This window comes from Streptomyces cinerochromogenes (assembly GCF_014648635.1).
Taxonomy (GTDB): domain Bacteria; phylum Actinomycetota; class Actinomycetes; order Streptomycetales; family Streptomycetaceae; genus Streptomyces; species Streptomyces cinerochromogenes.
Window position 1 is genome coordinate 120,632 of record NZ_BMRM01000005.1, and the last position, 24,462, is coordinate 145,093.

The following is a 24,462-nucleotide window of genomic DNA, read 5'->3' on the forward strand; positions in this document are numbered from 1 at the left end:
TCCCCTCGGTCAGAACGAGAACAGGTTGCAGGAGGCGGGGAGGCACTTCAAGGGTTTTCTGACAGTCAGTCAGATTTGTTGGTGCGGACCCTTCACAGTTGCGGCGCCCTTTGCTCTGATGACCGGCGAACCGACGGATGCGCCTCTCGTCGCCAGGACGTGCCGGGGTCAGGAGGAAGCGGTGGAGTACAACCTTGCCGACCTGTTCGAGTCGGTCGTCGACGCGGTCCCGGACCGCGAGGCGCTCGTGTACCTCGACCACCCCGGCACGGGCGCGGAGCGCCGGCTGACCTACGCCGAGCTGGACGCCGCCGCCAACCGCATCGGGCACCACCTGCTCGACAGCGGCGTACGCCCCGGCGAGCACCTGGGCCTGCACCTGTACAACGGGGTCGAGTACCTGCAGACGGTGCTGGGCTGCCTGAAGGCCAGGATCGTCCCGGTGAACGTCAACTACCGCTACGTCGAGGACGAGTTGGTGTATCTGTACCGGGACGCCGACCTGGTCGCGCTGGTCTTCGACGCGGAGTTCGAGGGCCGGGTGGCGGGGGCGCTGCCGCGGGCGCCGAAGCTGCGGCACCTGCTGCGGGTGGGCTCGGTGGGCGCCCCGGGCGCAAACGCAGCGCCGTCCGCGGAGGCGGTGACGGAGGCGGTGACCGGGGCGGTGCCGTCCGCGGAGGCGGTGCCCGGAGCGGTGTCCTTCGCCGAGGCGGAGGCCGCCGGGTCGCCCGGGCGGGGCTTCCCCGCGCGCTCCGGGGACGACCTGTTCATCATCTACACCGGCGGCACGACGGGCATGCCCAAGGGTGTGATGTGGCGTCAGGAGGACCTGTTCTTCGCCGGACTGGGCGGCGGGGCACCGACCGGGGAGCCGGTGAACGCACCGCGGGAGCTGGCGCAGCGGGTCGCCGCGGGCGGCGCCGGGATCACCTTCTTCCCCACTCCCCCACTGATGCACGGCACGTCGACGCTCACCGCGTTCATCGGCTTCAACTTCGGCCAACGTGTCGTGCTGCACCGCAAGTTCGTGCCGGAGGAGGTGCTGCGGACCGTCGAACGGGAGCGGGTCACCAGCATGTCGCTGGTCGGTGACGCGATGCTCCGGCCGCTGGTCGACGCGCTCGCCGGTCCGTTGAAGGGCACGGACTGCTCGGCGCTGTTCAGCGTCTCGTCGTCGGGCGCGGTCATGTCGGAGACGGTGCGCCGGCAGTTCCGCGAGCTGCTCCCGAACGCGGTGCTGCTGAACAACTTCGGTTCCTCCGAGTCCGGCTTCAACGGCACCGCGACCGAGGACGCCGGACCCGAGCGCGGTTTCCGGATCCGGGTCAACTCCCGTACGACCGTGGTCGATCCGGCGACTCGGGAGCCGGTGGCTCCCGGCGAGGTGGGCCGGGTCGCGCAGTGCGGTCATGTCCCGCTCGGCTACTACAACGACTCGGGGGCCACAGCCGGGACGTTCTTCGAGAAGGACGGGCAGCGCTGGGTGCTGCTGGGCGACATGGCGACGGTCGACGCCGACGGCGTGGTCACCGTCCTGGGCCGGGGCTCGCAGTGCATCAACACGGGCGGCGAGAAGGTGTACCCGGAGGAGGTCGAGCAGGCACTGAAGGCGCACCCGGACGTGTACGACGCGCTGGTCGCCGGCGTGCCGGACAGCAGGTGGGGCAACCATGTGGCGGCCGTGGTGCAGCTGCGCCCGGGAGCGCCACGCCCCTCGCTCGCCGACATCCAGAGCCACTGCCGCAGCCGCCTGGCCGGGTACAAGGTCCCCCGCCAGCTGGTGATCACCGACGTCATCCAGCGGTCGCCGAGCGGCAAGGCCGACTACGGGTGGGCACGCGAGGTGGCGGTGGCGGCGGACCGGTCGTAGCCGGGCAAGTGTTCCTGGCGGCCTGCGCCACCGCGAGTGATTACCGTGTGTGCACGATCGTGTCGTTCACCGGCCCGCAGTGACGGCCGACGGCCCGCACGGAAGGACCTCGGGTGCCTCACCTCATGCCTGGCCCGGCGCCGGACGCCACCCCGCCCGGCCGCCGGAGCGTCCAGGTCAGGCGCGGTACGGCCGCCTGCGCGACCGTGCTCGCCGCCGCCCTCCTGCTCGGCGCGCTGTTGCTGCCCAACCGGCTGGACAGTCTCTCCCCGGGCGCGTTCCTGCGCCTGCCGGCCGAGGGCATCGCGCTCGCCGCCCTGCTGCTCGCGCTGCCGGCGCGGGCGCGGCCCGTGTGCGCCGCCGCCGGCGGCCTGCTGACCGGGCTGCTCGCCCTGCTCAAGGGCCTCGACCTGGGCTTTCACGAGGTGCTGCTGCGCCCGTTCGACCCGGTGCTGGACTGGGGGCTGCTGGGCAACGCGGCGGACTACCTGCGGGAGACGTCCGGCCGGAGCGGCGAGCTGCTGGCCGCCGCCGGGGCCGTCGTCCTCGCGCTCGCCGTCCTCGCCCTCACCACCCTGGCGGCGGTCCGGCTGACGACCGCGCTGACCCGTCACCGGCGGCGCGCGGCCCGCGTCACCCTGGCGCTGGCCCTCGCCTGGACCACCTGTGTCCCGCTCGGGCTGCACACCGGCGGTGTCCCGGTGGCGGCCACGGTCGACGCGGACCTCGTCGGCGAGCGCGTCCGGCAGGTCCGTACGTCCCTCGCGGACGCGCGGGTCTTCCGGCGCGAGGCCGCCCACGACGCCTTCGCGCACACCCCGCCCGGCCGGCTGCTGACCGGGCTGCGCGGCAAGGACGTGCTGTTCACCTTCGTCGAGAGCTACGGCCGTTCGGCGGTCGAGGATCCTGCGACGGCCCCGCGGATCGGCGCGGTCCTGCGGGAGGGCACCGCGGCGCTGCGGGCGGCCGGGTTCGGGGCGCGCAGCGGCTGGCTGCGCTCGCCGGTGACGGGCGGCGGCAGCTGGCTGGCCCACGCGACCTTCCTGTCCGGGCTGTGGATCAGCAACCAGCAGCGGTTCCGCACCCTCACCTCCAGCGACCGGACCACCCTCACCGGCGCCTTCCGCGCCGCCGGCGCCTGGCGGACGGTGGGCGTCATGCCGGGGGTGGGGCGGGCCTGGCCGGAGGGCGCCTTCTTCGGGCTGGACCACGTCCACGACCGCGCCCGCCTCGGCTACCGCGGCCCGGCCTTCGGCTGGTCGCAGGTGCCGGACCAGTTCACCCTGGAGGCGTTCAGGCGCCTGGAGTTCGGGCGGCGGGGGCGGGGTCCGCTGATGGCGGAGATCATCCTGACCTCCAGCCACCATCCGTGGGCGCCGGTGCCCCGCATGACCGACTGGCGCGGCCTCGGCGACGGCTCGGTCTTCCGCCGCATCCGCGAGGACGGCACGGACGCCGAGGAGGTCTGGAAGGACCCGGAGGGCGTGCGCGCCGGGTACCGGGAGGCGATCGCGTACTCGCTGCACAGCGTCATCGGGTTCCTCCAGCGGTACGGCGACGAGCGCACCGTCCTGGTCTTCCTCGGCGACCACCAGCCCGTTCCGGCGGTCACCGGGGGCGGCGCCCGAAAGGACGTGCCCGTGACGGTCGTCGCCCGCGACCCGAAGGTGCTGGAGCGGATCTCCGGCTGGGGCTGGACCGAGGGCCTGAAGCCGGCCGCGGACGCCCCCGTCTGGCCGATGGACGCGTTCCGGGACCGGTTCCTTGGGGCGTACGGCCCGCCGCCGCGCTGAGACCCGTCAGCGGTCGAGGAAGGCGAGCGTCCGGCGCACGAACCCCTGCGGGTCGTCCAGCCAGGGGTAGTGCGCGGCACCGGGCTGGACGGCGCACTCGGCGTTCGGGAAGGCCTGCGCGGTACGGCGGGCGAGGCCGGGGCGCGGACCGCCGTCGACCTCGCCGGCGTACACGAGGACCGGCGCGGTCAGGGCGGCGAGGGCGGCCCGGGTCGCGTCCGGGGTGAAGGCGCCGTCGGCGAAGTAGCGCTCGCCCGCCTCCTCGTTGGTCTGGTGCAGCTCGGCATCCGTGTGGGCGCGGGCGGTGTCGTCCCAGCGGCCGTGGAAGAACGGCAGGAACACGTCGTCGAACTCCGCCTCCCCCTTCAGCCAGGCCCGGTACGCGGGGAACGCCGGCGCGAACCACGGCTCGTCCGCGCGCAGCCGGGCCGCGGCCAGCCGGTCCTCGGGCGTGGCCCGCAGGCCGAGGGCGGACGGGTTGGGGGTGATCAGCAGCAGCCGTCGGATCCGGTGCGGGTGGCGGGCCGCGTAGAGCATCGCCAGGGCGGCACCCGCCGAGTGGGCGAGCAGATCCATGTGTTCCAGCCCCATGTGGGCCCGCCATACCTCCACGTCCTCGACCATCCGGTCACAGCGGTACGTCGCCGGGTCCGCCGGCACCTGCGAGTCACCGGTGCCCCGCAGGTCGAGGAGGGCCAGCCGGCGGTGGGCGGTCAGCCCGCCGAGGTCCCCGAGGTAGGCGGAGGCACGCATCGGCCCGCCGGGGAGCACGGCCAGCGGCTCGCCCTCCCCGCGCAGGTGGTAGGCGAGCCGGGTGCCGTCGGTCGTGGCGAAGGTGGGCATGCCGCTGATCATCGGGCCGGGCGCCCCGGACGCGCAACGCCCTTCCGCGGCCGCGCCGCCGGGGGATCGCGCCGCGGAAGATCACGCCGTACGGAAAATCCCCGCCGCCCTCTTGCTTCCGGCCGCCCGGCCTGGATTACTGACCCCGAACGGGTCGACCGAATGATCGGTCGGCCAGCTGGTACTGCTGGTGAGGGAGACGTCGCGATGGCGGATGTGACGGACCTGCTCGACGCGGGCGAACGGCTCGGCCCTAAGGAGCTGCGGGCGCTGCAGCTGGAGCGGCTGCGGACCACTCTGCGGCACGCGTACGAGAACGTGCCGTTCTACCGGAAGTCCTTCGACAAGGCCGGCGTCCGCCCGGAGGACTGCCGTTCGCTCGCCGATCTGGCCCGCTTCCCCTTCACCACCAAGGCCGACCTCCGGGAGAACTACCCGTACGGCATGTTCGCCGTGCCCCGGGAGCGGATCCGCCGTCTGCACGCCTCCAGCGGCACCACGGGCCGCCCCACGGTGGTCGGCTACACCGACAACGACCTCTCCCTGTGGGCCGACATGGTGGCGCGGTCGATCAGGGCGGCCGGCGGCCGGCCGGGGGACGTCGTCCATGTGGCGTACGGCTACGGGCTGTTCACCGGCGGGCTGGGCGCCCACTACGGCGCCGAGCGCCTCGGCTGTACGGTCGTCCCCGCGTCCGGCGGCATGACGGCCCGGCAGGTGCAGCTGATCCAGGACCTGCGGCCGTCGGTCATCATGGTGACCCCGTCCTACATGCTCACGCTGCTGGACGAGTTCGAGCGGCAGGGCGTGGACCCGCGCGGCACCTCGCTGCGGGTGGGGGTTTTCGGTGCCGAGCCCTGGACCGAGCAGATGCGGCGGGAGATCGAGGAGCGGTGCGCGATCGACGCCGTCGACATCTACGGACTGTCCGAGGTGATCGGTCCGGGTGTGGCCCAGGAGTGCGCGGAGACCAAGGACGGTCTCCACGTGTGGGAGGACCACTTCTATCCGGAGATCGTGGATCCGATCACCGGTGAGGTGCTGCCGGAGGGCGAGAAGGGCGAGCTGGTGTTCACCTCGCTGACCAAGGAGGCGATGCCGGTCGTCCGGTACCGGACGCGGGACCTGACGCGGCTGCTGCCCGGCACGGCCCGGGTGTTCCGGCGGATGGAGAAGATCACCGGGCGCAGTGACGACATGGTGATCCTGCGCGGGGTCAACCTGTTCCCGACCCAGATCGAGGAGATCGTGCTGCGCACGCCCGGCGTGGCGCCGCACTTCCAGCTGCGTCTCACCCGGGAGGGCCGGCTGGACGCGCTGACCGTCCGGGCCGAGGCCCGCCCGGACGCGCCGTTCGAGGTGCGGGAGACGGCCGCCCGGGCCATCGTCGCCGCGGTCAAGGACGGCATCGGCGTGTCGGTCGACGTGGAGATCGTGGAGCCGGAGTCGCTGGAACGGTCGGTGGGCAAGATCCGCCGCATCGTGGACCTGCGCCCGCGCGAGGCGGGGTGAGAGAAGCGCGGCGCACCGAGCGTCGAACGGATCGCATCGACGTACCTCGAAACGTCGGCGGCGCCTATACTCCGCAAGCATGACGGACACCGCCCTCACCCCGGACCCGGACCTGGTCAACGCGCTGCGGGCGCTGTCCAACCCGATGCGGCTGCAGATGCTGCGGTGGCTGCGTGAGCCGGAGCGGCACTTCCCGATGGAGGCCGCCATCGCCGACCCGGCCGAGGTGGGTGTATGCGTGAGCCACATCCAGGCCAAGGCCGGGCTGGCGCAGTCGACGGTGTCGGCCTACATGGCGGAGCTCCAGCGTGCGGGCCTGGTCCGCGCGACCCGGGTGGGCAAGTGGACCCACTACAAGCGGGACGAGCAGCGCATCGCCGACCTCGTCGCGGAGCTGGGACGGACGCTCTAGGCCGCCGCCGGAGGGGGCACCTCGGCGGCCATCGGAGGGCGCCGCGGACCGCCGCCAGAAGGCGCCGGACCACCACCGGAGGGCGCCCCGGACCGCCGTCAGAGGAACAGGACGGAGCGGAGCTTGAGCCGTTCGCTGCCGTGGCCGGTGTGCGGGCGGAGCGTGAACGAGTCGCCCGCGCAGTCCGGCTCCGTGAAGACCACGGCGGGCGCGTCGGTGCGGTTGCGCGGGGAGTGGGCCGGCGAGCCGGCGCCCGGGTCCGCCACCTCCGGCAGGGTGATGCACTCCCCGTTCTCCGGATCCTCCAGCACGGCGATCCGCGGTGTGCCGTCCAGGCCGGTGTAGGTGTACTGGAACTGACCCTCCGCGGCGCAGGCGGAGCCGGGAACGGTCAGGACCAGGGCGAGGGCGCCGAAGGCGGCGACCGCGGCGGTGCGAAGACGCATGGAAAGGGTGTCCCTTCACAAGGAGCGACGAGTGCGGGCGCCATCCTTCCCGAGGCCGGGCCGCCCGGTGCGGTCCGTGCGCCGCCGAATCGATCTTGCGTCACCCGAACGGCTCAGCCGCTCGCGCGCCGCCCACCAGGCGTTCCCCGGCCGCCGCACGCCGCTCGGCACCCACCCAACCCCGGCGCGCCGGCTGCCACTTGCGGGTCATATCGAGAATCTGCAATATTGCGAATCGACGAAACCAAGGGAGCACACCGATGAACCTCGGCACGTACGGGATCTACACCTTCGACTTCGAGTTCCAGTCGGCCGCCCAGCTCCGGGACTCCGCCCGGCAGCTGGAGGACATGGGCTGGCGGGCGCTGTGGGTCCCCGAGCTGCTCGGCCGGGACGCGTTCACGCACGCCGGGCTGCTGCTCGCCTCGACCCGGCAGCTGAACGTGGTCAACGGCATCGCGCGGATCTGGTCCCGGGAGGCCCGCTGGACCAAGGGCGCGTCCACACTGCTCGCGGACGCCTACCCGGGCCGGCACGTGCTCGGCCTCGGCTTCGGCGGCGACCCCCGGCCGGGCGTCAAGCCGCTGGCCGCCATGTCCGCCTACCTGGACGAGCTGGACACCCTGGAGACCCCCAACCCCGGCCCGGAGACCCCGGTCCGGCGCCTGCTGGCGGCGTACGGGCCGAAGATGCTGGAGCTGGCCCGCGACCGCGCCGACGGCGCCCAGACGTACCACGTGAACACCGCCCACACCGCTGAGGCCCGGGAGATCCTCGGCCCGGACGCCTTCCTCGCCGTCGAGCACGCCGTGCTGTTCGAGTCCGACCCGGTCAAGGCCCGCGCCGTGGCCCGCGAGCACCTCCACGGCTACCTCCAGACGCCGTACAACCTCGCCAAGTTCCGCCGGCTGGGCTACACGGAGGACGACCTGTCCGGCGGCGGCAGCGACCGCTTCGTGGACGACCTGGTCTTCTGGGGCGACGCGGACACCGTCGTGCGGAAGCTGCGCGGCCATGTCGACGCGGGCGCCGACCATGTGGCCGTACAGGTCGTCGGGGTCGAGCCGGGCGCGTCGACCCTGCCGTACTGGAAGCTGCTCGCCGACGCGCTGCTGCCGGAGCGGGCCGCGGCTAGCCGCTGAAGCGGTCCCGCAGCTCGCGTTTGAGGATCTTTCCGCCAGCGTTGCGCGGCAAGTCGGTGACGAACAGGACCCGTTTGGGCACCTTGAACGGCGCCAGCCGCTCCTTCACATGCCGGATGAGCAGATCCTCCGTCACCTCGCCGCGCGGGACGACGACCGCCGTGACGGCCTCGATCCACCGCTCGTCGGGCAGGCCGATCACCGCGGCCTCCGCGACCGCCTCATGGGTGTACAGGGCGTCCTCGACCTGGCGTGAAGCCACCAGCACGCCACCGGAGTTGATGACGTCCTTCACCCGGTCCACGATGGTGAGGTAGCCCTCGGCGTCCCGCACCGCGAGGTCGCCGGAGTGGAACCAGCCGTCACGGAAGGCCTCGGCCGTCTCCTCGGGCCTGTCCCAGTACCCCTCGCACAACTGCGGTGAGCGGTAGACGATCTCGCCGGGCGTGCCGGCGGGGACGTCCTTGCCGTCCTCGTCGACCACCCGGGCGTCCACGAACAGGACGGGACGGCCGCAGGAGTCCATGCGACCCTCGTGTTCGTCGGGCGCCAGGACGGTGGCCAGCGGGCCGATCTCGCTCTGGCCGAAGCAGTTGTAGAAGCCCAGCCCCGGGAGCCGCTCGCGCAGGCGCTCCAGGACCGGCACCGGCATGACGGACGCGCCGTAGTAGGCCTTGCGCAGCCCGGACAGGTCCCGGGTCGCGAAGTCGGGCCGCTGGGACAGGCCGATCCAGACCGTCGGCGGGGCGAACAGGCTGTCCACGCGTCCCGCCTCGATCAGGTCGAACAGCCGGTCCCCGTCGGGCCCGTCGAGGATCAGGTTGGTGGCGCCGACCGCCAGGCAGGGCAGCAGGAAGACGTGCATCTGCGCGGAGTGGTACAGCGGCAGGGAGTGCGCGGGACGGTCGCCGGCGCTGAGGTCGAGGGCGGTGATCGCGCTCAGGTACTCGTGGACCAGGGCGCGGTGCGTCATCATCGCGCCCTTGGGGAGCGCGGTGGTCCCGGAGGTGTAGAGCAGCTGCACCAGGTCCTCGGTGCGCGGTTCGGGGCCGTCGTACGGGGGTGCCGTCGCGAGCCGGGCCAGGAGCGAGTCGTCGGCGTCGCGCAGGGGCAGCGTGCGCACGCCGGCGGGGAGCCGGTCCGCGAGAGGGGGGTCGGCGAGGACCAGGGAGCTGCCGGACTGGCCGACGATGTACGCGAGGTCGTCGCCGGTCAGGTGGTGGTTGACCGGCACGTGCACGAGGCCGGCGCGGGCGCAGGCCAGGAAGCCGATCAGGTACGCGTCGGAGTTGTGGCCGTAGGAGCCGACCCGGTCGCCGGCGGTGAGTCCCTGGGCGAGCAGGACGCTCGCCGCGCGGGAGACGGCCGCGTCCAGCTCCTCGTACGTCCAGGCGCGGTCGCCGTACTCGACCGCGATCCGTGCCGGGGTGCGCCGGGCACTGCGCCGCAGCACCCCGTCAACCGTGCTGCCCTGTCCCTGCGTCATGACTCATGATCCTCGGTCCGCCACCGGGACAGGTCAAGCACCCGGGGGACGCGGACACATACCGGTTGGTACGCTCAACCGCTCCTTCCCTCAATGATGTCGGGAGGCACGACTTGCGTCACCGCGTCAGACGACTGGCCGTCGCGGCCGTCGCCCTGCTCACCGCCTCGGCCGCACTGCCGGCCGCCGCGGCCGAGCGGCCGAGCCGCCAGGAACACCCCGCGCACGGCGGTCTGTCCGCCGTCATCCGCTACACCGAGTACGGCATCCCCCACATACGCGCGAAGAGTTACGCGGACCTCGGCTTCGGCACCGGCTGGGCGCAGGCCGCCGACCAGCTGTGCGTCCTCGCCGACGGCTTCGTGACCGTGCGCGGCGAACGCTCGCGCTTCTTCGGGCCGACGGCCGCGACCGACGGCTCCCTGTCCTCCGCCCGCGACAACCTCTCCAGCGATCTGTACTTCCGGGGCGTCCGGGAGGCGGGCACGGTGGAGAAGCTGCTCGCCGCACCGGCTCCGCTGGGCCCGAGCCGGCAGGTCAAGGACCTGATGCGGGGCTACGCGGCCGGGTACGACACGTGGCTGCGGCAGCACCGGACCACCGACCCGGCCTGCAAGGGCGCCCCCTGGGTGCGCCCGGTCACCACCCTGGACGTGGCCGCCCGCTTCTACGCCCTCGCCGTGATCGGCGGTCAGGGCGGATCCGTGGACGACATCACCGGGGCCCAGCCGCCCACCGCCGCGGTCCGGGGCTCCCGTACCGGCACCGGCACCGCGCCCGACGCCCGGGCCCTGATACGGGCCATGCGCAAGCGGGCCGCCGACGCGGACATGGGGTCGAACGCCGTCGCCTTCGCCGGCGGCACCACGGCGAACGGCCGCGGCCTGCTGCTGGGCAACCCGCACTACCCCTGGCAGGGCGGCCGCCGGTTCTGGCAGGTGCAGCAGACGATCCCGGGCGAACTCGACGTCGCCGGCGCCTCGCTGCTCGGCTCGCCGACCGTGTCGATCGGGTACAACTCCCGTGTGGCGTGGAGCCACACGGTCTCCTCCGGCGTCCCCTTCAACCTCACCCAGCTCACCCTCGACCCGGCCGATCCCACCGTCTACCTGGTCGACGGCAAGCCGGAACGGATGACGCGGCGGACCGTGACCGTCCCGGTCAAGGACGGCCCGCCCGTGACCCGCACCCAGTGGTGGACCCGCTACGGCCCCGTCGTCGCCTCCGCCGACGGCGACCTCCCGCTGCCCTGGACCGCCACGACGGCGTTCGCGCTGAACGACCCCAACGCCGCCAACATGCGGTTCGCCGACACCTCCCTCGGTTTCGGCACGGCGCGGAACACGGCGGACGTCCTCGCGTCCCTCGCCCGGCACCAGGGGCTGCCCTGGGTGAACACCGTCGCCGCGGACTCCTCGGGGCACTCCCTGTTCAGCCAGTCGCAGGTACTGCCCCGGATCACCGACGACCTGGCGGCGCGCTGCTCCACGGACCTCGGCAGGGCCACCTACCCGGCGGCGGGCCTCGCGGTCCTCGACGGCTCCCGCGGTACCTGCGCCCTCGGCCGCGACGCCGACGCCGTGCAGCCCGGCACCTTCGGGCCCGCCCGCATGCCGACGCTGAAGGACGCCCCGTACGCGGAGAACTCCAACGACAGCGCCTGGCTGGCCAACGCCGACCGGCCGCTCACCGGGTACGAGCGGATATTCGGCACCATCGGCACCGCGCGCTCACCGCGCACCCGGGGCGCGATCGACGCCGTGGCGGCGATGGCCGGGCGGGGCGGGCTGACCGTACGGGACCTCCAGGCACAGCAGTTCGCGAACCGGGTGACCGTGGGCGAGCTGGCGGCCGGGGACGCGGCGCGGGCCTGCGCCGCGCTGCCCGGCGGCGTCGCCAGGAACAAGGACGGCACGCAGGTCGACGTCTCCGCGGCGTGCCCGGTGCTGGCGGCCTGGGACCGCACCGCCGGCACCGGCAGCCGGGGAGCGCTGCTCTTCGACCGCTTCTGGCGGCGGATCGGCGCGCTGGTGCCGAACGCCCAGCGGTGGAAGGTGCCGTTCTCGGCGGCTGACCCGGTGCACACACCGAACACGCTCGACACCGGTGCCCCGGGCTTCGCCACGGCCCTCGCGGACGCGGTGACCGAGCTGCGGGCGGCCGGCATCCCGCTGGACTCCCCGCTGGGGGAACACCAGTTCCTCGTGCGCAGGGGTGAGCGGATGCCCGTTCCGGGCGGCACGGAGGCCCTGGGCGTGTGGAACAAGATCGAGCCGGTGTGGGATCCGGCGCACGGCGGCTACACGGACGTCGCGTTCGGCTCCAGCCACATCCAGGCGGTGGGCTGGGACGGCAGCCGATGCCCGGTGGCCCGTACGCTCCTGACGTACTCCCAGTCCTCCGACCCGAACTCGCCCCACTCCAGTGACCAGACCCGGCTGTTCTCCCAGGAGAAGTGGGTGACACCGCGCTTCTGCGAGAAGGACATCGTGTCCTCCCCCGCGCTCAGGGTCGTGCGCGTGCGCGAACGCTGAACCTGCGCTCCCGCCTGTGGTCCCGTCCCCCCTGGGGCGGGACCACACCTGTCTCATACGGGGCGTGTGCGTCCCTCCCAGTACGGGTCCCGCAGCCGCCGCTTGTACAGCTTGCCGTTGGGATCGCGGGGCATCTCGGCGATGAAGTCGACGCTCCGGGGCCGCTTGTAGCCGGCGAGCCGACCGGCGCAGTGGTCGAGGAGCGCGGCGGCCAGCCCGGGGCCGGGCTCGTGGCCGGGGGCGGGTTCGACCACGGCCTTGACCTCCTCGCCCCAGTCGTCGTGCGGGATACCGAAGACGGCGGCGTCGGCGACGGCGGGATGGGCCAGCAGGGCGGACTCGATCTCGGCCGGGTAGATGTTCACCCCACCGGAGATGATCATGTCGATCTTGCGGTCGCGGAGGAAGAGGTAGCCGTCCTCGTCCAGGTAGCCGAGGTCGCCGACGGTGAAGAAGTCGCCGATGCGGTTCTTCCGCGTCTTCGCCTCGTCCTTGTGGTAGGAGAAGCCGCCGGTGTTCATCTTCAGGTAGACGGTGCCGAGTTCACCGGGCGGCAGCCGTCTGCCGTCCTCGTCGAAGACCGCGAGTTCGCTGATGGGCCAGGCCTTGCCGACGGTGCCGGGCTTCTTCAGCCAGTCCTCGGCGGTGGCGAAGGCCCCGCCGCCCTCGCTGGCGGCGTAGTACTCCTCCACACAGTGGCCCCACCAGTCGATCATCGCGCGTTTCACATGGTCGGGGCAGGGCGCGGCCCCGTGGATGGCGTGGCGCATGGACGAGACGTCGTAGCGGGCCCTGACCTCGTCCGGCAGCGCCAGCAGCCGGTGGAACTGGGTCGGGACCATATGGGTGTGGGTGCACCGGTGGGTGTCGATGACACGAAGCATCTCCTCGGGCGTCCACTTGTCCATCAGCACCAGGCGGTGCCCGATGTGCAGGGACGCGCCGGCGAACTGCAGGACGGCGGTGTGGTACAGCGGTGAGCAGACGAGGTGCACGTTGTCGTCGTACGGCCGGATGCCGAAGATGCCGAGGAATCCGCCGAGATAGGCGTCCTCGGGGCGCTTGCCGGGCAGCGGCCGGCGGATGCCGCGCGGGCGGCCGGTCGTGCCCGAGGTGTAGTTCATGACCCAGCCCAGCTCCCGGTCCCCGGGCGCCGACTCGGGCTGCCCTTCGAGGAGTTCGGCGTACGGCCGGAAGCCCTCGGCGGGGCCGACGGCGTACCGGTGGCTCGCCGTCAGACCGGCCTCGTCGGCGGCCTCACGGGCCGGGCCGGCGAACCGCTCGTGGGCGATGAGGACCTTGGCGCCGGAGTCGGCGAGGATCCAGGCGGTCTCCGGGCCCACGAAGTGGTGGTTGACGGGGACGAGGTAGAGACCGGCCTGGCCGGCGGCGAGGTAGGCGGTGAGGAACTCGGGGCCGTTGGGCAGGACGACCGCGAGCGCGTCCCCGCGGCCCAGTCCGGCGGCGCGCAGCCCGTGGACGAGACGGTTGGCGGCGGCGAGCAGCCGGCCGGCCGTCCACTCGGTGCCGTCCGGTGCGACCAGGACCGTGCGGCCGGGGTCGTGGGCCGCCTGGGCCCAGAAACCGGCGGGAGGTGTGCTGGCGGGTGTGCTCACGACTGGCCGCTCCTTCCGGCGATGCGGTTGATGCGGTCCACGGCCCGTTCGAAGCCGCGGGTGAGGTCGTCGACGACGGCCTGGACACTGCGTTCGGTGGTCATGCAGCCGACGATCTGGCCGACGGGGGTGCCGAGCAGCGGCTCGACCTCGTACTTCTGGATGCGGGAGACCGCCTCGGCGACCAGCAGGCCCTGCAGGGGCATCGGCAGGGTGCCGGGGCCGGCCGGGTCGTCCCAGGCGTCGGTCCAGGCGGTACGGAGCTGGCGGGCGGGCTTCCCGGTCAGGGCGCGGGAGCGGACGGTGTCCCCGGAGCCGGCGGCGAGCAGCTTGCGGGTGAGGGCGGGCGAGTGCAGCTCCGCCTCTGTGGTGGTCAGCCACACGGAGCCGAGCCACACCCCTTGGGCGCCGAGGGTGAGCGCTGCCGCCACCTGCGGGCCGCTGCCGATGCCGCCCGCGGCCAGGACGGGCAGCGGGTCGACGGCCTCCACGATCTCGGGGGTGAGCACCATGGTGGCGATCTCCCCGGTGTGGCCGCCGGCCTCGTAGCCCTGGGCCACGACGATGTCGATGCCCGCCTGCCGGTGCTTTTCGGCGTGCCGGGCGCTGCCGGCGAGCGCGGCGACCAGGACGTCCCGGTCGTGGGCGCGTGCGACGACGTCGGCGGGCGGGGAGCCGAGGGCGTTGGCGAGCAGCCTGATCGGATGGTCGAAGGCGACGTCGAGCTGGGTGCGGGCGACCTGCTCCATCCAGCCGGTGATGCGCCATCCGGACGCCTCGCCCTCGGCCAGTTCCGGCACCCCGTGCGCGGCGAGGGTGTCCCGGACGAAACGCCGGTGCTCCCGCGGGATCATCGCCTCGACGTCGGACTCGGTCAGCGTCCGGTTCTCCGGGCCTTCGGCCTTCTTGGCGGGCATGACCACATCGAGCCCGTAGGGCCGGCCGCCGGTGTGCGCGTCGAGCCAGTCGAGGTCGCGTGCGAGGTCGTCGGGGGCCGTGTAACGGACCGCGCCGAGCACGCCGAAGCAGCCGGCCCGGCTGATGGCCGCGGCGACGGCGGGGAACGGCGTGAAGCCGAAGACGGCGTGCTCGATTCCCAGTTTCCTGCTCAGCTCCGTCTGCATGGGCGCAGGATGCCGCAGCCTGCCGGACGACGGAAGACCTTTTCTGATGGTCCGTCAGTTTTCCCGGAAGACCACGCGCCCCGTTGACACACCCACCCGCTGACAGGAAAGTTTCACGGTGCGAGGCAGCCCCGGAAAGATTCTTTCAGTCAGGAGGCCGCACCATGACGGACGAAGCCGCAGGCAGACCCGCGAGCGGACCGACCCGCCGCCGGCTCGTCGTGGGCTCCCTGGCCACCGGCGGCGCGCTGGCCCTCGGCGCGCTCCCGGCGGGCCCGGCCGCCGCCGCACCCGCCTCCGGCCGCCGTCCCACCCTGCGCCACGGCTCCCCTGAACGCGCCGGACTGCTCCCCGCGCACCTGCGCCAACTCGTCGCGGACGCGGAAACGTTCCTCTCCCCCTCGCCCCGCCACCCCTGGTACGCGGGCGCCGTCCTGCTCGCCGGGCGCGGCGGCACCGTGGCCCTGCACGAGCCGATCGGCACGGCCGTGCGCTACGCCCGGTACGACGAGACGACCGACACCGGCGTCGAACTGCCGCCCGATCAGCAGCTCCCGACGACCCGGGACACGGTGTTCGACCTGGCCTCCGTCTCCAAGCTGTTCACCTCCGTCCTCGCCGTCCAGCAGATCGAGCGGGGCACGCTGGAACTGGAGGGCGCGGTCGCCTCGTACCTCCCGGACTTCGGCCGTGCGGGCAAGCAGGACGTGACCGTCCGCCAGCTCCTCACCCACACCTCCGGCTTCCGCTCCTGGATCCCGCTGTACAACGCGCCGACGTACGAGGAGAAGCTCCGGCTCATCTGGGACGAGGCACCCCTCACCCCGCCGGGCACCGCCTACCTCTACTCCGACCTGAACCTGATCTCCCTGCACCTGGTGCTGGAGAGGATCACCGGCCGTCCCCTGGACGTGCTGCTGGCCGAGGAGGTCACCGGCCCGCTCGGCCTGGACAGCACCCGCTACAACCCGCCAGCCTCCTGGAAGCCGCGGATCGCGGCCACCGAGGACGCGCGCAGGCCCTGGTCCGGGCTGGACCGGGGGCTGGTGTGGGGCGAGGTGCACGACGAGAACGCCTACAGCCTGGGCGGTGTGTCCGGTCACGCGGGCGTCTTCGCGAGCGCGTGGGACCTCGCGGTGCTGGGCCGGACGCTGCTCAACGGCGGCTGCTACGGCCGGGCGCGCATCCTGCGGCCCGAGTCCGTGGACCTGATGTTCACCGACTTCAACACGGCCTTCCCGGGCGACGGGCACGGGCTCGGCTTCGAGCTGTACCAGCACTGGTACATGGGGGCGATGGCCACGCCGCGCACGGCGGGCCACACCGGCTTCACCGGCACCTCACTGGTGCTCGATCCCACCACCGACTCGTTCCTGGTCGTGCTCGGCAACTCCGTGCACCCGGTGCGCACCTGGCGCTCCGGTTCCGCGCCGCGGGTCGCCGCCGGCAACCACCTCGCCCGCGCGGTACCGGTGCGCCCGGAGCGCGGCCGTACGGCCTGGTTCTCGGGCATGGCGAACGCCACGGCCGCGACGCTCACGCTGCCGGCGCTGGACACCTCCGCCGGCCCGGCCCGGCTGCGCTGCGCCCTGTGGTGGGACACCGAACCGGGCTCCGACGCGGTGGTCCTGGAGTCCACGGCGGACGGCGGCACCACCTGGCGGCCGGTCCCGTTCACCACCACCCGCCACGGCGAGGATCCCGGGGAGCACCCGGCGGGTACGGTCACCGGCTGGTCGGGCCGGGTCTGGCACCGGGTGACCGCCGCATTGCCTGCCGCCCCGCGGCTCGCCGTGCGCTGGCGGTACACCACCGACCGGCTGTACGTCGGCCGGGGCGCCTACGTGGACGCGCTGCGCGTCGAGGCGGGCGGGGCCGTGCTGTTCGACGGGGCCCGGCCGGCGGACGCGGCGCGGATCACGGCGGCCGGCTGGCAGCGGTCCACCGACTGAGACGGCCGGGAACGGCGATCAGGGCCGCTCCAGCACCGCCATCGCCGCGTTGTGCCCCGGCACCCCGCTCACCCCGCCTCCGCGCACCGCGCCCGCCCCGCACAGCAGGACGTTGACGTGCCGTGTCTCCACCCCCCAGCGCCCGCCGCCCTCCTCGGCGTACGGCCAGGACAGGGCCCGGTGGAAGATGTTGCCGCCGGGCAGCCGCAGGTCGCGTTCGAGGTCGAGCGGGGTCTTCGCCTCGATGCAGGGGCGGCCGTCGGCGTCGGTGGCCAGGCAGTCCGCGAGGGGTTCGGCGAGGTGGGCGTCGAGCTGGTCGAGGGTGGACGTCAGCAGCTCCTCGCGGGCGCCGTCGTTGTCCCGGTCGAAGAGCCGGGCCGGGGCGTGCAGCCCGAACAGGGTGAGCGTCTGGTAGCCGCGCTCGGCGAGGTCGGCGCCGAGGATGGTGGGGTCGGTCAGGGAGTGGCAGTAGATCTCCGAGGGGGGTGCGGCGGGCAGTTCGCCGGCGGCGGCCTGGGCGTGGGCGGTGGCCAGCTGCCGGTAGCCCTCGGCGATGTGGAAGGTGCCGGCGAACGCCTCGCGCGGGTCGGTGTCCGGGTCGCGCAGCCGGGGCAGCCGGGTCAGCAGCATGTTGACCTTGAGCTGGGCTCCCTCGGCGGGCTCCGGTGCCGGGTCGCCGGTGAGGGCGGCCAGTTCCTGCGGGGAGGCGTTCACCAGGACGTGCCGGGCCGCGGCGACGCCCTCGCCGTCCGTCGTGCGGTAGGCGACCTCGGCGATGTGCCCGTCCGTGTCGATCCGGGTCACCTCGTGGCCCGTGGCGATGCGCGCCCCCGCGGAGCGCGCCGCCGCGGCCAGCGCGTCGGTGAGGGCCCCCATGCCGCCGACGGGCACGTCCCAGGCGCCGGTCCCGCCGCCGATGACGTGGTAGAGGAAGCAGCGGTTCTGGTCCAGGCCGGGGTCGTGGGCGTCGGCGAAGGTGCCGATGAGCGCGTCGGTGAGGACGATGCCCCGGACCAGGTCGTCGGCGAAGGTCTCCTCGATCGCCACGCCGACCGGCTCCTCGAACAGGGCCCGCCAGGCGGCCTCGTCGTCGATGCGGCGGCGGAGTTCCTCGCGGGTGGGCAGGGGTTCGGTGAGGGTCGGGAAGACGCGCTGGGCGACCCGGCCCGTCATGCCGTAGAAGCGCTGCCAGGCCTCGTACTCGCGGTCGCCGCCGGTGAGCCGGGCGAACGCCTCCCGGGTGCGCTGTTCGCCCCCGCCGACGAGGAGGCCGGTGGGCTTGCCCGCCCGCTGCGCCGGGGTGTACGAGGAGATGGTGCGGGAGCGGAGCCGGACGTCCAGCCCGAGATCGCGGACGATCTTGGGTGGCAGCAGGCTGACCAGGTAGGAGTAGCGCGACAGCCGGGCGTCGACCCCGGCGAACGGGCGGGTGGAGACGGCCGCTCCGCCGGTGTGGTCCAGGCGTTCCAGCACCAGCACCGAGCGGCCGGCCCGGGCCAGGTAGGCGGCGGCGACCAGGCCGTTGTGGCCGCCGCCGACGATGACGGCGTCGTAGGCGCGGGGTGTCTCGTTCGCGGACATGGTCCTTCGTAGCACGCGGTGATCCACGGCGGCCAGAGGCGGACCGGACCGGGTCACTCCCCCGCTTCTGCCGCCTTCCGCGCTGCCGGAGCCGTCTCCTGTGACGGAGCCTTCTCGGGTCCGGGAACCTTCTCCGGTCCCGGAACCTTCTCCGGTGCCGGGCGCGCGTCCGGGCCGAGGCGTGCCATGGCCCGCAGGATGTGTTTCGGGGGGAGCTGCCAGCGCAGCCGTGCGGGGACACGGCGGAGCAGGGCGCCGGTGGTCCGCAGCCGGCGGGTGACCGTGGCGGGCGCGGGGGCCGGTCTGCCGTACAGCTCGTGGGCGTACGCCGGCAGCGCCCCGTACGCCAGCAGGGCCACGCGCCGCCACAGCAGTTCCCGTGCCGGGACGAGGAGGGGGTGGATCGGCGGACGGAGCAGGAAGTCGTCCACCGCGCGCGCGTCGGGGCCGGCGGCCAGCCGCGGCCGGACCGCCGCGAAGTACGCGGCCAGCTCCGCCCGGCTCCCGGGTACGGTCGACGGATCGAGGCCCACCAGGCGGGCGCTGACGCGGTGTTCGGCAAGGTAGCGGTCGGCCTGGGCGTCGGTGAGCGGGAAGCCGGAGCGGCGCAGGACGTGCAGGTAGGAGTCGATCTCCGCGCAGTGCACCCACAGCAGCAGCTCGGGCTCGTCGACGCCGTAGCGCTCACCGGTGTCGGGGTCGGTGGCGGTGAGCATGCGGTGGATCCTGCGCACCCGGGCCCCGGCCCGCTCGGCCGCCCCGGTGGTGCCGTACGTCGTCGTCCCCACGAAGTGGGCGGTGCGCATCAGCCGGCCCCAGGCGTCGCGGCGGAAGTCGGAGTTCTGCATCACGCCCCGGACCGCGCGCGGGTGCAGGGCCTGGAGGTAGAGCGCGCGGACGCCGGCGACCCACATCATGGGGTCGCCGTGCATCTGCCAGGTCACGGAGGCGGGGGTGAACAGCCCGGGGTCGCCGCTGTCCGCAGGTGTGACCACAGCCACCGCACGCCCCTTCCCGCAGGGAAACAGTCACTCGGAAGTGTAGGCGTCCACCGTCCGGCGTCCACGGGGCCGGCGTTCCACGGGGTCCGCGTTCCGGTGGGCACGGCGTGCGGGGCCGGGGTTCCCGTCGGACACTGGAAAGCAGAGCGGTGGCCGCCGGTCTACGAGACCAGGGTGCGAGCGATGCCATGAACCACGGCACGACAGACCCATCCGGTGCGACGGAAGTCGGCGCGGCGGATGTCGGTGCAACGGATGTCGGTGCGGCGCATGACGTCGACACGAGTTCGGTGTCCGGGGCGCCGTGCTGGGTGAGCCTGACCAGCCGCGATCTCGACGCCACCGAGGACTTCTACGGTGCCGTGCTGGGCTGGCGGTTCCGCCAGGCCCGCCTGGGCGAGCACTTCCGGACCGCGCTGAAGGACGGGATACCGGTCGCCGGGATCGCGGCGGTGGCCGCCGTGGGCCAGCGGGCCGCGGCCTGGACGCCGTACTTCGCCGTGACGAACGCCGACGACGCCGCGTCCCGCACCCGGGAGCGCGGCGGCACCGTGGCGGTCGGGCCGATCTCCTTCCCTCCCGGCAGGGCGGCGTTGCTCGCCGACCGCGACGGAGCGGCGTTCGGGGTGTGGCAGGGCAAGCTCGTCACCGAGTGGGAGGCGTGGCGGCGGGCGGCACCGACGTTCATCACCCTCCACACCCGCGACGCCTTCGACGCCGTGATCTTCTACGGCCAGATCCTGGACTGGGCCTCGGGCCGCCCCGGCGGCTGCGAGGTCGAGTACGCGGAGGAGGCGGTGCTGCTGCGCAGCCGGGGCGCCGTCGTGGCCCGCATCGAGTCCGGCTCGGTGGAGGCCCCGCCCGATCCCTCGGTCCGGGCGCACTGGCAGGTGCACTTCACCGTGACGGACGTGGGGTCCTGCGCCCGGGCGGCGGAGAAGCACGGTGGCAGCGTCCTGGCGGAAGGAGAGGACGAGGCGGTACTGCGCGACCCCGACGGCGCCCAGTTCACGGTGACCTCACGCCGGCTGAGCTGACACGCAACCGATGAAACCGATCCCGTTCACACACGACGGAGGAGAGACGGACGATGACGACTGCCAAGGACATCATGAGCCCCGGAGCCCAGTGGATCCCCGCGTCCGAGACGCTGGACCGCGCCGCACAGATGATGCGGGACCACCAGGTGGGGGCGCTGCCGGTCAGCGACCCGAACCACGACGACCGGATGTGCGGCATCATCACGGACCGCGACATCGTCGTAAAGTGCGTCGCCGAGGGCCACGACCCCGCGCGGGTCCGGTGCGGCGACCTGTGCGAGGGCACCCCGCGCTGGATCGACGCCGGCTCCGACGTCTCCGACGTCCTGCAGGAGATGGAGGGCCACCGGATCAAGCGCCTGCCGGTGATCGAGGACAAGCGCATGATCGGCATGATCAGCGAGGCGGACATCGCCCGTCACCTCACCGACGACCAGCTGGCCGAGTTCGTCCAGCGGGTGTACGCGGGCTGATCCCCGGCAGGGAGTGCCATCGATGGCGTACGTCGCCGTGAGCGCCCTGAGCCACCCCGGGCTGGTCCGCACACGCAACGAGGACAGCCTGGTCGCCGGGCCGTGGACCCTGTGCGCCACGGTGACCGAGAACCCGCAGACGCTGGTGTTCCCGCTCGGTACGCCGCTCGTCGTGGCGGTCGCCGACGGGCTCGGGGGCCAGCCCGGAGGCGAGGTCGCCAGTGCGCTGGTCGTGCAGCGGCTCGCCGCGACGGGGCCGCGGCTGGCCGGTGAGGACGACGTCCGCGAGGCCCTGCACGCCTGCAACCGCCAGGTGTACGTGACCGCGCGCGGCGGCGGGGACGTCCTGACCACGATGGGGACGACCGTCGCGGGCGCCGTCGTACAGCCCGAGTCGCTGCTGGCGTTCAACGTCGGCGACAGCCGGGTCTTCGCCGCGCCCCGGGACGGGGTGGTCCAGCTCAGCGTGGACGACAGCCCCCCGCGGGCGCCGGGGCAGCGCACCACGTCCCTGGTGACCCAGGCCCTGGGCGGCACTCCGGAGTACCGCGCGGTCACCCCCCATGTGACCAGCACCGCCGTCGCCCCCGGCGACCGCTACCTGGTCTGCACCGACGGCCTCACCGACCCGCTGCCGAACGACGTCCTGGACGGGGTGCTGAGGGAGTACGACGACGGACGGGCCGTCTTCGAACTGTGGAAGGCCGCCATCGCGGCCGGCGGCCCCGACAACATCACGCTCGCGGTGCTGCGCGTCGTGGACGGGTGACCGGGCGGCTCCCCGCGCGAGCGCGCCGGGTCAGCGGCGCACCCTGGGCATCCCCAGGCCGATCCAGGAGATGATCTCGCGCTGGATCTCGTTGTTGCCGCCGCCGAAGGTGAAGATGACCGCCGAACGGTAGCCGCGTTCCAGTTCGCCGTGCAGGACGGCGCCCGCCGAGCCCTCCTTCAGCGGGCCGGCCGCCGCGACGATCTCCATGAGCCAGGCGTAGGCGTCCCGGCGGGCCTCGGAGCCGTAGACCTTGACGGCCGAGGCGTCCTGCGGGGTGAGCGTGCCGTCCTGGACGGCGGAGACCATCTGCCAGTTGAGGAGCTTGAGCGCGTCGAGGCGGGTGTGGGTGCGGGCGAGGAGCCGGCGCACCCAGGGCAGGTCGGCGACTCGGCGGCCGTCGGCGAGCTTGGTCTCCCTCGCCCAGCGCTGTACGTCGTGCAGCGCGCGGATCGCCATGGTGCCGTGGGCGGCGAGGGTGACGCGTTCGTGGTTGAGCTGGTTGGTGATCAGCCGCCAGCCCTCGTTCTCGGCGCCGACGCGGCGGGAGACGGGGACGCGGACGTTCTCGTAGTAGCTCGCGGTGGTGTCGTGGGAGGCGAGCGTGCGGATGAGCGTGCAGGAGTAGCCCGGGTCGGAGGTCGGCACCAGCAGCATGGTGATGCCCTTGTGCGGCGGGGCCGCCGGGTCGGTCCGCACGGCCAGCCACACCCAGTCCGCGGTGTCGCCGTTGGTGGTCCAGATCTTCTGCCCGTTGACGACGTAGTCGTCACCGTCGCGTACGGCGCGGGTCCTCAGCGCGGCGAGGTCGGTGCCGGCCCCGGGCTCGCTGTAGCCGATCGCGAAGTCGATCTCGCCGGAGAGGATCCGGGGCAGGAAGTAGGCCTTCTGCTCGTCGCTGCCGTACCGCATGATCGTCGGCCCGACGGTGTTCAGGGCCATCAGCGGCAGGGGTACGCCGGCCTGTGCGGCCTCGTCGAAGAAGATGAACTGCTCCATCGCCGTCATCCCGCGCCCGCCGTACTCCTGGGGCCAGCCGACGCCGAGCCAGCCGTCCGCGCCGAGCCGGCGGATGGTGGCGCGGTAGAACCGCTTCTGTGCGGCCGGGTCAGCGTACCGGGCGTAGGCGTGGTCCGGAACCAGCTCGGCGAAGTAGGCACGCAGCTCGGTGCGCAGCCGCTGCTGCTCGGGTGTGTGGTCGAGGTGCACGGCGCCTCCAGGCTCCCCAAGGGCGGTCCTGACGGCGCACACCGTAGAACGTGTTTCAGAAATTGGGAATGCCGGGGCCGCCGCGAACGGCCGTTCCGGCCGGAATGGCCCGTCCGGCCGTCACCGGAGCGTCTTCAGGAAATCCGCGCAGGCCGCCGCGCAGGCCCGGCAGCTGCCCGCGGCGGATTCGGCACCGGTGTACTCGTCGAACGCGCGGGCGCTCTCCAGGCAGACCGAGCGGCACCAGTCGACCCGGACCCGGATGGCCTCCTCGTCCTGCTGACCCTCCTCGCAGAGGACGCGGCAGGTGGCGTCGCACACCTCGGCGCACATGATGCCCAGCCGGCGCACCCGCTCCTGGCGCTCGGTGCCGTCCGGGTCGACCAGGCTCGCGCGCACGGCACAGGCCCGGGCGCACTCCGTGCAGGCCTGCGCACAGGTGAAGCGGTCTTCCAAGAAGCGGTACAGCTGCTGCGAAGTCGGCGATGTCACATCGTGCGGGTAGCCGGGGCGGGCAGCGGCAAACCCCCGCCGACGGGCCCGGAACGCCCTGCGGACCGATCCCGGCCGCCGACCGCCCCGCACCGCCCGCCATAACCCGTAATGTCCGGGTTCACGCCCTTCTGGGTGGGGTATTCCTGTTCTATGACTACCGCATCGATGCAGCTGGCCGCGGCGAGCGGCCTGATGAGCCTCGTTCTGTTCATCGTGGCCGTGGGCGTCCTCGCGCTGCTCGCCGGCGGCTTCTACATGACCTCCCGTGTCAGGTCCAACGAGTCGCCGCGCCCCCGCCCCGAGGAACAGCCCAAACTGCCGCCGGAAGGGGCGGTGCACGAGGTCCGGCAGAACAGGGAGTCCGCGGAGATACCACGGATCCCCAAGGGCGAGCGCCCCCTCACCCCGTACGAGCTGAGCAACATGGACTCCAGGCCGAGCGAGACGACGGAACGCCCGCGCTGGAGCAAGGGTTCCAGCGGTTCGTTCGGCGGCGGCGGACTCGGCGCCCACTGAACCCCGGTTCCGCCCCGCCTCTCCCCTGGAGGGTCTGGGTCTACCGAGCGGCGTCCAGACGGCCGACGCGGGCCACGTTCTGCCGGTCCTCCGGGTCCTGGCTGGGCTCGGCCGCGAACCAGGCGTCGAGGATCTCCTTCAGCACCGGTTCCGAGGTCAGCCGGAGGCTCAGCGCCAGGACGTTGGCGTCGTTCCAGCGGCGCGCGCCGTCGGCTGTGCCAGCGTCCGTGCACAGCGCCGCCCGCACGCCCGGCACCTTGTTGGCCGCGATGGACGCGCCGGTCCCGGTCCAGCAGCACACCACCGCCTGGTCCGCGGTGCCCTCGGCCACCTCCCGGGCGGCGGCCTCCGAACAGACCGCCCACTGCGCGTCGGCCCCGGGCCGCAGCGCGCCGTGCTCCCGGACCTCGTGCCCACGCCGGCGCAGCTCCGCGACCAGGAGGCGGGCCACGGGTTCGTCCATGTCGGAGGAGACGGAGATCCGCATACCCCGGAGCGTAACGCCTGACGGGGCCGCTGGTACGCGCCCGTGGACGTCGTAGGGGGGTCGTGGCCGTACGGGACCGTGGGTCCCGGTCGTACAGGACCGGGTAAGGGCCGGTCAGGGGTGGTCGGGCTGCTGTGCCGGAGGCACTCCGCCGCCCTCGC

Annotated in this window: 21 protein-coding genes; 11 read left to right on the forward strand and 10 right to left on the reverse strand. The window is 73.3% G+C overall.

The features are described 5' to 3' along the window. Positions 1-181: 181 nt before the first annotated feature. On the forward strand, positions 182-1,870 hold the full coding sequence (locus tag IEZ20_RS11690; protein WP_189297317.1) for an acyl-CoA synthetase: 1,689 nt from the start codon (positions 182-184) through the stop codon (positions 1,868-1,870). A gap of 125 nt (positions 1,871-1,995) precedes the next feature. After that, positions 1,996-3,663 (forward strand): alkaline phosphatase family protein, encoded by a 1,668-nt coding sequence (locus tag IEZ20_RS11695; RefSeq protein ID WP_229896019.1) that lies wholly within the window; start codon positions 1,996-1,998, stop codon positions 3,661-3,663. A 6-nt stretch (positions 3,664-3,669) separates the two neighbouring features. On the opposite strand, the gene IEZ20_RS11700 is transcribed toward IEZ20_RS11695, so the two are convergent. Next, positions 3,670-4,506, reverse strand: coding sequence for an alpha/beta fold hydrolase (locus IEZ20_RS11700; RefSeq protein WP_189297320.1), 837 nt, complete (start codon positions 4,504-4,506; stop codon positions 3,670-3,672). 207 nt (positions 4,507-4,713) lie between these two features. Here IEZ20_RS11700 and paaK point away from each other — a divergent pair, with 207 nt between their 5' ends. Then, the gene (gene paaK / locus IEZ20_RS11705; protein ID WP_189297322.1) at positions 4,714-6,018 is read left to right on the forward strand and encodes a phenylacetate--CoA ligase PaaK; all 1,305 of its coding nucleotides are present in this window, start codon (positions 4,714-4,716) and stop codon (positions 6,016-6,018) included. 79 nt (positions 6,019-6,097) lie between these two features. After that, positions 6,098-6,430: an ArsR/SmtB family transcription factor gene (locus IEZ20_RS11710; protein WP_189297324.1), complete on the forward strand. Its 333-nt coding sequence runs from the start codon at positions 6,098-6,100 to the stop codon at positions 6,428-6,430. Between the two features lie 98 nt (positions 6,431-6,528). Here the strand turns inward: IEZ20_RS11710 and IEZ20_RS11715 are convergent, their stop codons facing one another. Then, on the reverse strand, positions 6,529-6,876 hold the full coding sequence (locus IEZ20_RS11715) for a hypothetical protein (protein ID WP_189297326.1): 348 nt from the start codon (positions 6,874-6,876) through the stop codon (positions 6,529-6,531). Between the two features lie 260 nt (positions 6,877-7,136). Here IEZ20_RS11715 and IEZ20_RS11720 point away from each other — a divergent pair, with 260 nt between their 5' ends. Continuing rightward, the gene (locus IEZ20_RS11720; RefSeq protein ID WP_189297328.1) at positions 7,137-8,018 is read left to right on the forward strand and encodes a TIGR03620 family F420-dependent LLM class oxidoreductase; all 882 of its coding nucleotides are present in this window, start codon (positions 7,137-7,139) and stop codon (positions 8,016-8,018) included. Here IEZ20_RS11720 and IEZ20_RS11725 read toward each other — a convergent pair. Then, entirely contained in the window at positions 8,008-9,504 is a 1,497-nt protein-coding gene (locus IEZ20_RS11725; RefSeq protein ID WP_189297330.1) for an acyl-CoA synthetase, read from the reverse strand. The two genes, IEZ20_RS11720 and IEZ20_RS11725, sit on opposite strands and share 11 nt — an antisense overlap. A 113-nt stretch (positions 9,505-9,617) precedes the next feature. Here IEZ20_RS11725 and IEZ20_RS11730 point away from each other — a divergent pair, with 113 nt between their 5' ends. Next, complete coding sequence (locus IEZ20_RS11730) at positions 9,618-12,038, forward strand: penicillin acylase family protein (RefSeq protein ID WP_189297332.1); 2,421 nt, start codon at positions 9,618-9,620, stop codon at positions 12,036-12,038. Between the two features lie 53 nt (positions 12,039-12,091). Here the strand turns inward: IEZ20_RS11730 and IEZ20_RS11735 are convergent, their stop codons facing one another. Together IEZ20_RS11735 and IEZ20_RS11740 are read right to left on the reverse strand one after the other, a co-directional pair. Next, positions 12,092-13,654, reverse strand: coding sequence for an acyl-CoA synthetase (locus IEZ20_RS11735; RefSeq protein ID WP_189297334.1), 1,563 nt, complete (start codon positions 13,652-13,654; stop codon positions 12,092-12,094). Continuing rightward, positions 13,651-14,778 carry a nitronate monooxygenase gene (locus tag IEZ20_RS11740; RefSeq protein WP_189297336.1) on the reverse strand — a complete coding sequence of 376 codons (1,128 nt, stop codon included), beginning with the start codon at positions 14,776-14,778 and terminating at the stop codon, positions 13,651-13,653. The genes IEZ20_RS11735 and IEZ20_RS11740 overlap by 4 nt, the downstream gene beginning before the upstream one ends. Positions 14,779-14,942: 164 nt before the next feature. Here IEZ20_RS11740 and IEZ20_RS11745 point away from each other — a divergent pair, with 164 nt between their 5' ends. Next, positions 14,943-16,730, forward strand: coding sequence for a serine hydrolase domain-containing protein (locus IEZ20_RS11745; RefSeq protein WP_189297338.1), 1,788 nt, complete (start codon positions 14,943-14,945; stop codon positions 16,728-16,730). Between the two features lie 18 nt (positions 16,731-16,748). Here the strand turns inward: IEZ20_RS11745 and IEZ20_RS11750 are convergent, their stop codons facing one another. Both IEZ20_RS11750 and IEZ20_RS11755 read right to left on the reverse strand, forming a co-directional pair. Further along, on the reverse strand, positions 16,749-18,311 hold the full coding sequence (locus IEZ20_RS11750; protein WP_189297341.1) for a phytoene desaturase family protein: 1,563 nt from the start codon (positions 18,309-18,311) through the stop codon (positions 16,749-16,751). 53 nt (positions 18,312-18,364) lie between these two features. Further along, positions 18,365-19,243, reverse strand: a complete 879-nt coding sequence (locus IEZ20_RS11755) for an oxygenase MpaB family protein (RefSeq protein WP_229896047.1) — start codon at positions 19,241-19,243, stop codon at positions 18,365-18,367. A 257-nt stretch (positions 19,244-19,500) separates the two neighbouring features. Between IEZ20_RS11755 and IEZ20_RS11760 the strand changes: the two genes are divergently transcribed. The 3 genes from IEZ20_RS11760 to IEZ20_RS11770 are packed head-to-tail and all read left to right on the forward strand — an operon-like array spanning position 19,501 to position 21,594. After that, a complete protein-coding gene (locus IEZ20_RS11760; RefSeq protein WP_189297343.1) occupies positions 19,501-20,349 on the forward strand; it encodes a VOC family protein in 849 nt (282 codons plus the stop codon). Between the two features lie 53 nt (positions 20,350-20,402). Beyond that, on the forward strand, positions 20,403-20,825 hold the full coding sequence (locus IEZ20_RS11765) for a CBS domain-containing protein (protein WP_189297345.1): 423 nt from the start codon (positions 20,403-20,405) through the stop codon (positions 20,823-20,825). A 22-nt stretch (positions 20,826-20,847) separates the two neighbouring features. Beyond that, positions 20,848-21,594, forward strand: coding sequence for a PP2C family protein-serine/threonine phosphatase (locus IEZ20_RS11770; RefSeq protein WP_189297347.1), 747 nt, complete (start codon positions 20,848-20,850; stop codon positions 21,592-21,594). Between the two features lie 30 nt (positions 21,595-21,624). On the opposite strand, the gene IEZ20_RS11775 is transcribed toward IEZ20_RS11770, so the two are convergent. Further along, the gene (locus IEZ20_RS11775; protein ID WP_189297349.1) at positions 21,625-22,803 is read right to left on the reverse strand and encodes an acyl-CoA dehydrogenase family protein; all 1,179 of its coding nucleotides are present in this window, start codon (positions 22,801-22,803) and stop codon (positions 21,625-21,627) included. A gap of 120 nt (positions 22,804-22,923) precedes the next feature. After that, positions 22,924-23,295 carry a four-helix bundle copper-binding protein gene (locus IEZ20_RS11780; RefSeq protein WP_189297351.1) on the reverse strand — a complete coding sequence of 124 codons (372 nt, stop codon included), beginning with the start codon at positions 23,293-23,295 and terminating at the stop codon, positions 22,924-22,926. 153 nt (positions 23,296-23,448) lie between these two features. Here IEZ20_RS11780 and IEZ20_RS11785 point away from each other — a divergent pair, with 153 nt between their 5' ends. Then, positions 23,449-23,814 carry a DUF6479 family protein gene (locus tag IEZ20_RS11785; RefSeq protein ID WP_229896020.1) on the forward strand — a complete coding sequence of 122 codons (366 nt, stop codon included), beginning with the start codon at positions 23,449-23,451 and terminating at the stop codon, positions 23,812-23,814. A 40-nt stretch (positions 23,815-23,854) separates the two neighbouring features. On the opposite strand, the gene IEZ20_RS11790 is transcribed toward IEZ20_RS11785, so the two are convergent. After that, positions 23,855-24,301 carry an RpiB/LacA/LacB family sugar-phosphate isomerase gene (locus IEZ20_RS11790; RefSeq protein ID WP_189297353.1) on the reverse strand — a complete coding sequence of 149 codons (447 nt, stop codon included), beginning with the start codon at positions 24,299-24,301 and terminating at the stop codon, positions 23,855-23,857. Positions 24,302-24,462: the final 161 nt, after the last annotated feature.

Bases quoted from the DNA above. Each gene is read 5' to 3' on its own strand.
- IEZ20_RS11745 (WP_189297338.1), top strand. From the start codon at position 14,943: ATGACGGACGAAGCCGCAGGCAGACCCGCGAGCGGACCGACCCGCCGC.
- IEZ20_RS11695 (WP_229896019.1), top strand. From the start codon at position 1,996: ATGCCTGGCCCGGCGCCGGACGCCACCCCGCCCGGCCGCCGGAGCGTC.
- IEZ20_RS11700 (WP_189297320.1), bottom strand. From the start codon at position 4,506: ATGCCCACCTTCGCCACGACCGACGGCACCCGGCTCGCCTACCACCTG.
- IEZ20_RS11750 (WP_189297341.1), bottom strand. From the start codon at position 18,311: ATGTCCGCGAACGAGACACCCCGCGCCTACGACGCCGTCATCGTCGGC.
- IEZ20_RS11710 (WP_189297324.1), top strand. From the start codon at position 6,098: ATGACGGACACCGCCCTCACCCCGGACCCGGACCTGGTCAACGCGCTG.
- IEZ20_RS11755 (WP_229896047.1), bottom strand. From the start codon at position 19,243: ATGCACGGCGACCCCATGATGTGGGTCGCCGGCGTCCGCGCGCTCTAC.
- IEZ20_RS11725 (WP_189297330.1), bottom strand. From the start codon at position 9,504: ATGACGCAGGGACAGGGCAGCACGGTTGACGGGGTGCTGCGGCGCAGT.
- IEZ20_RS11715 (WP_189297326.1), bottom strand. From the start codon at position 6,876: ATGCGTCTTCGCACCGCCGCGGTCGCCGCCTTCGGCGCCCTCGCCCTG.
- IEZ20_RS11740 (WP_189297336.1), bottom strand. From the start codon at position 14,778: ATGCAGACGGAGCTGAGCAGGAAACTGGGAATCGAGCACGCCGTCTTC.
- IEZ20_RS11720 (WP_189297328.1), top strand. From the start codon at position 7,137: ATGAACCTCGGCACGTACGGGATCTACACCTTCGACTTCGAGTTCCAG.
- IEZ20_RS11760 (WP_189297343.1), top strand. From the start codon at position 19,501: ATGAACCACGGCACGACAGACCCATCCGGTGCGACGGAAGTCGGCGCG.
- IEZ20_RS11790 (WP_189297353.1), bottom strand. From the start codon at position 24,301: ATGCGGATCTCCGTCTCCTCCGACATGGACGAACCCGTGGCCCGCCTC.
- IEZ20_RS11785 (WP_229896020.1), top strand. From the start codon at position 23,449: ATGACTACCGCATCGATGCAGCTGGCCGCGGCGAGCGGCCTGATGAGC.
- IEZ20_RS11765 (WP_189297345.1), top strand. From the start codon at position 20,403: ATGACGACTGCCAAGGACATCATGAGCCCCGGAGCCCAGTGGATCCCC.
- paaK (WP_189297322.1), top strand. From the start codon at position 4,714: ATGGCGGATGTGACGGACCTGCTCGACGCGGGCGAACGGCTCGGCCCT.
- IEZ20_RS11770 (WP_189297347.1), top strand. From the start codon at position 20,848: ATGGCGTACGTCGCCGTGAGCGCCCTGAGCCACCCCGGGCTGGTCCGC.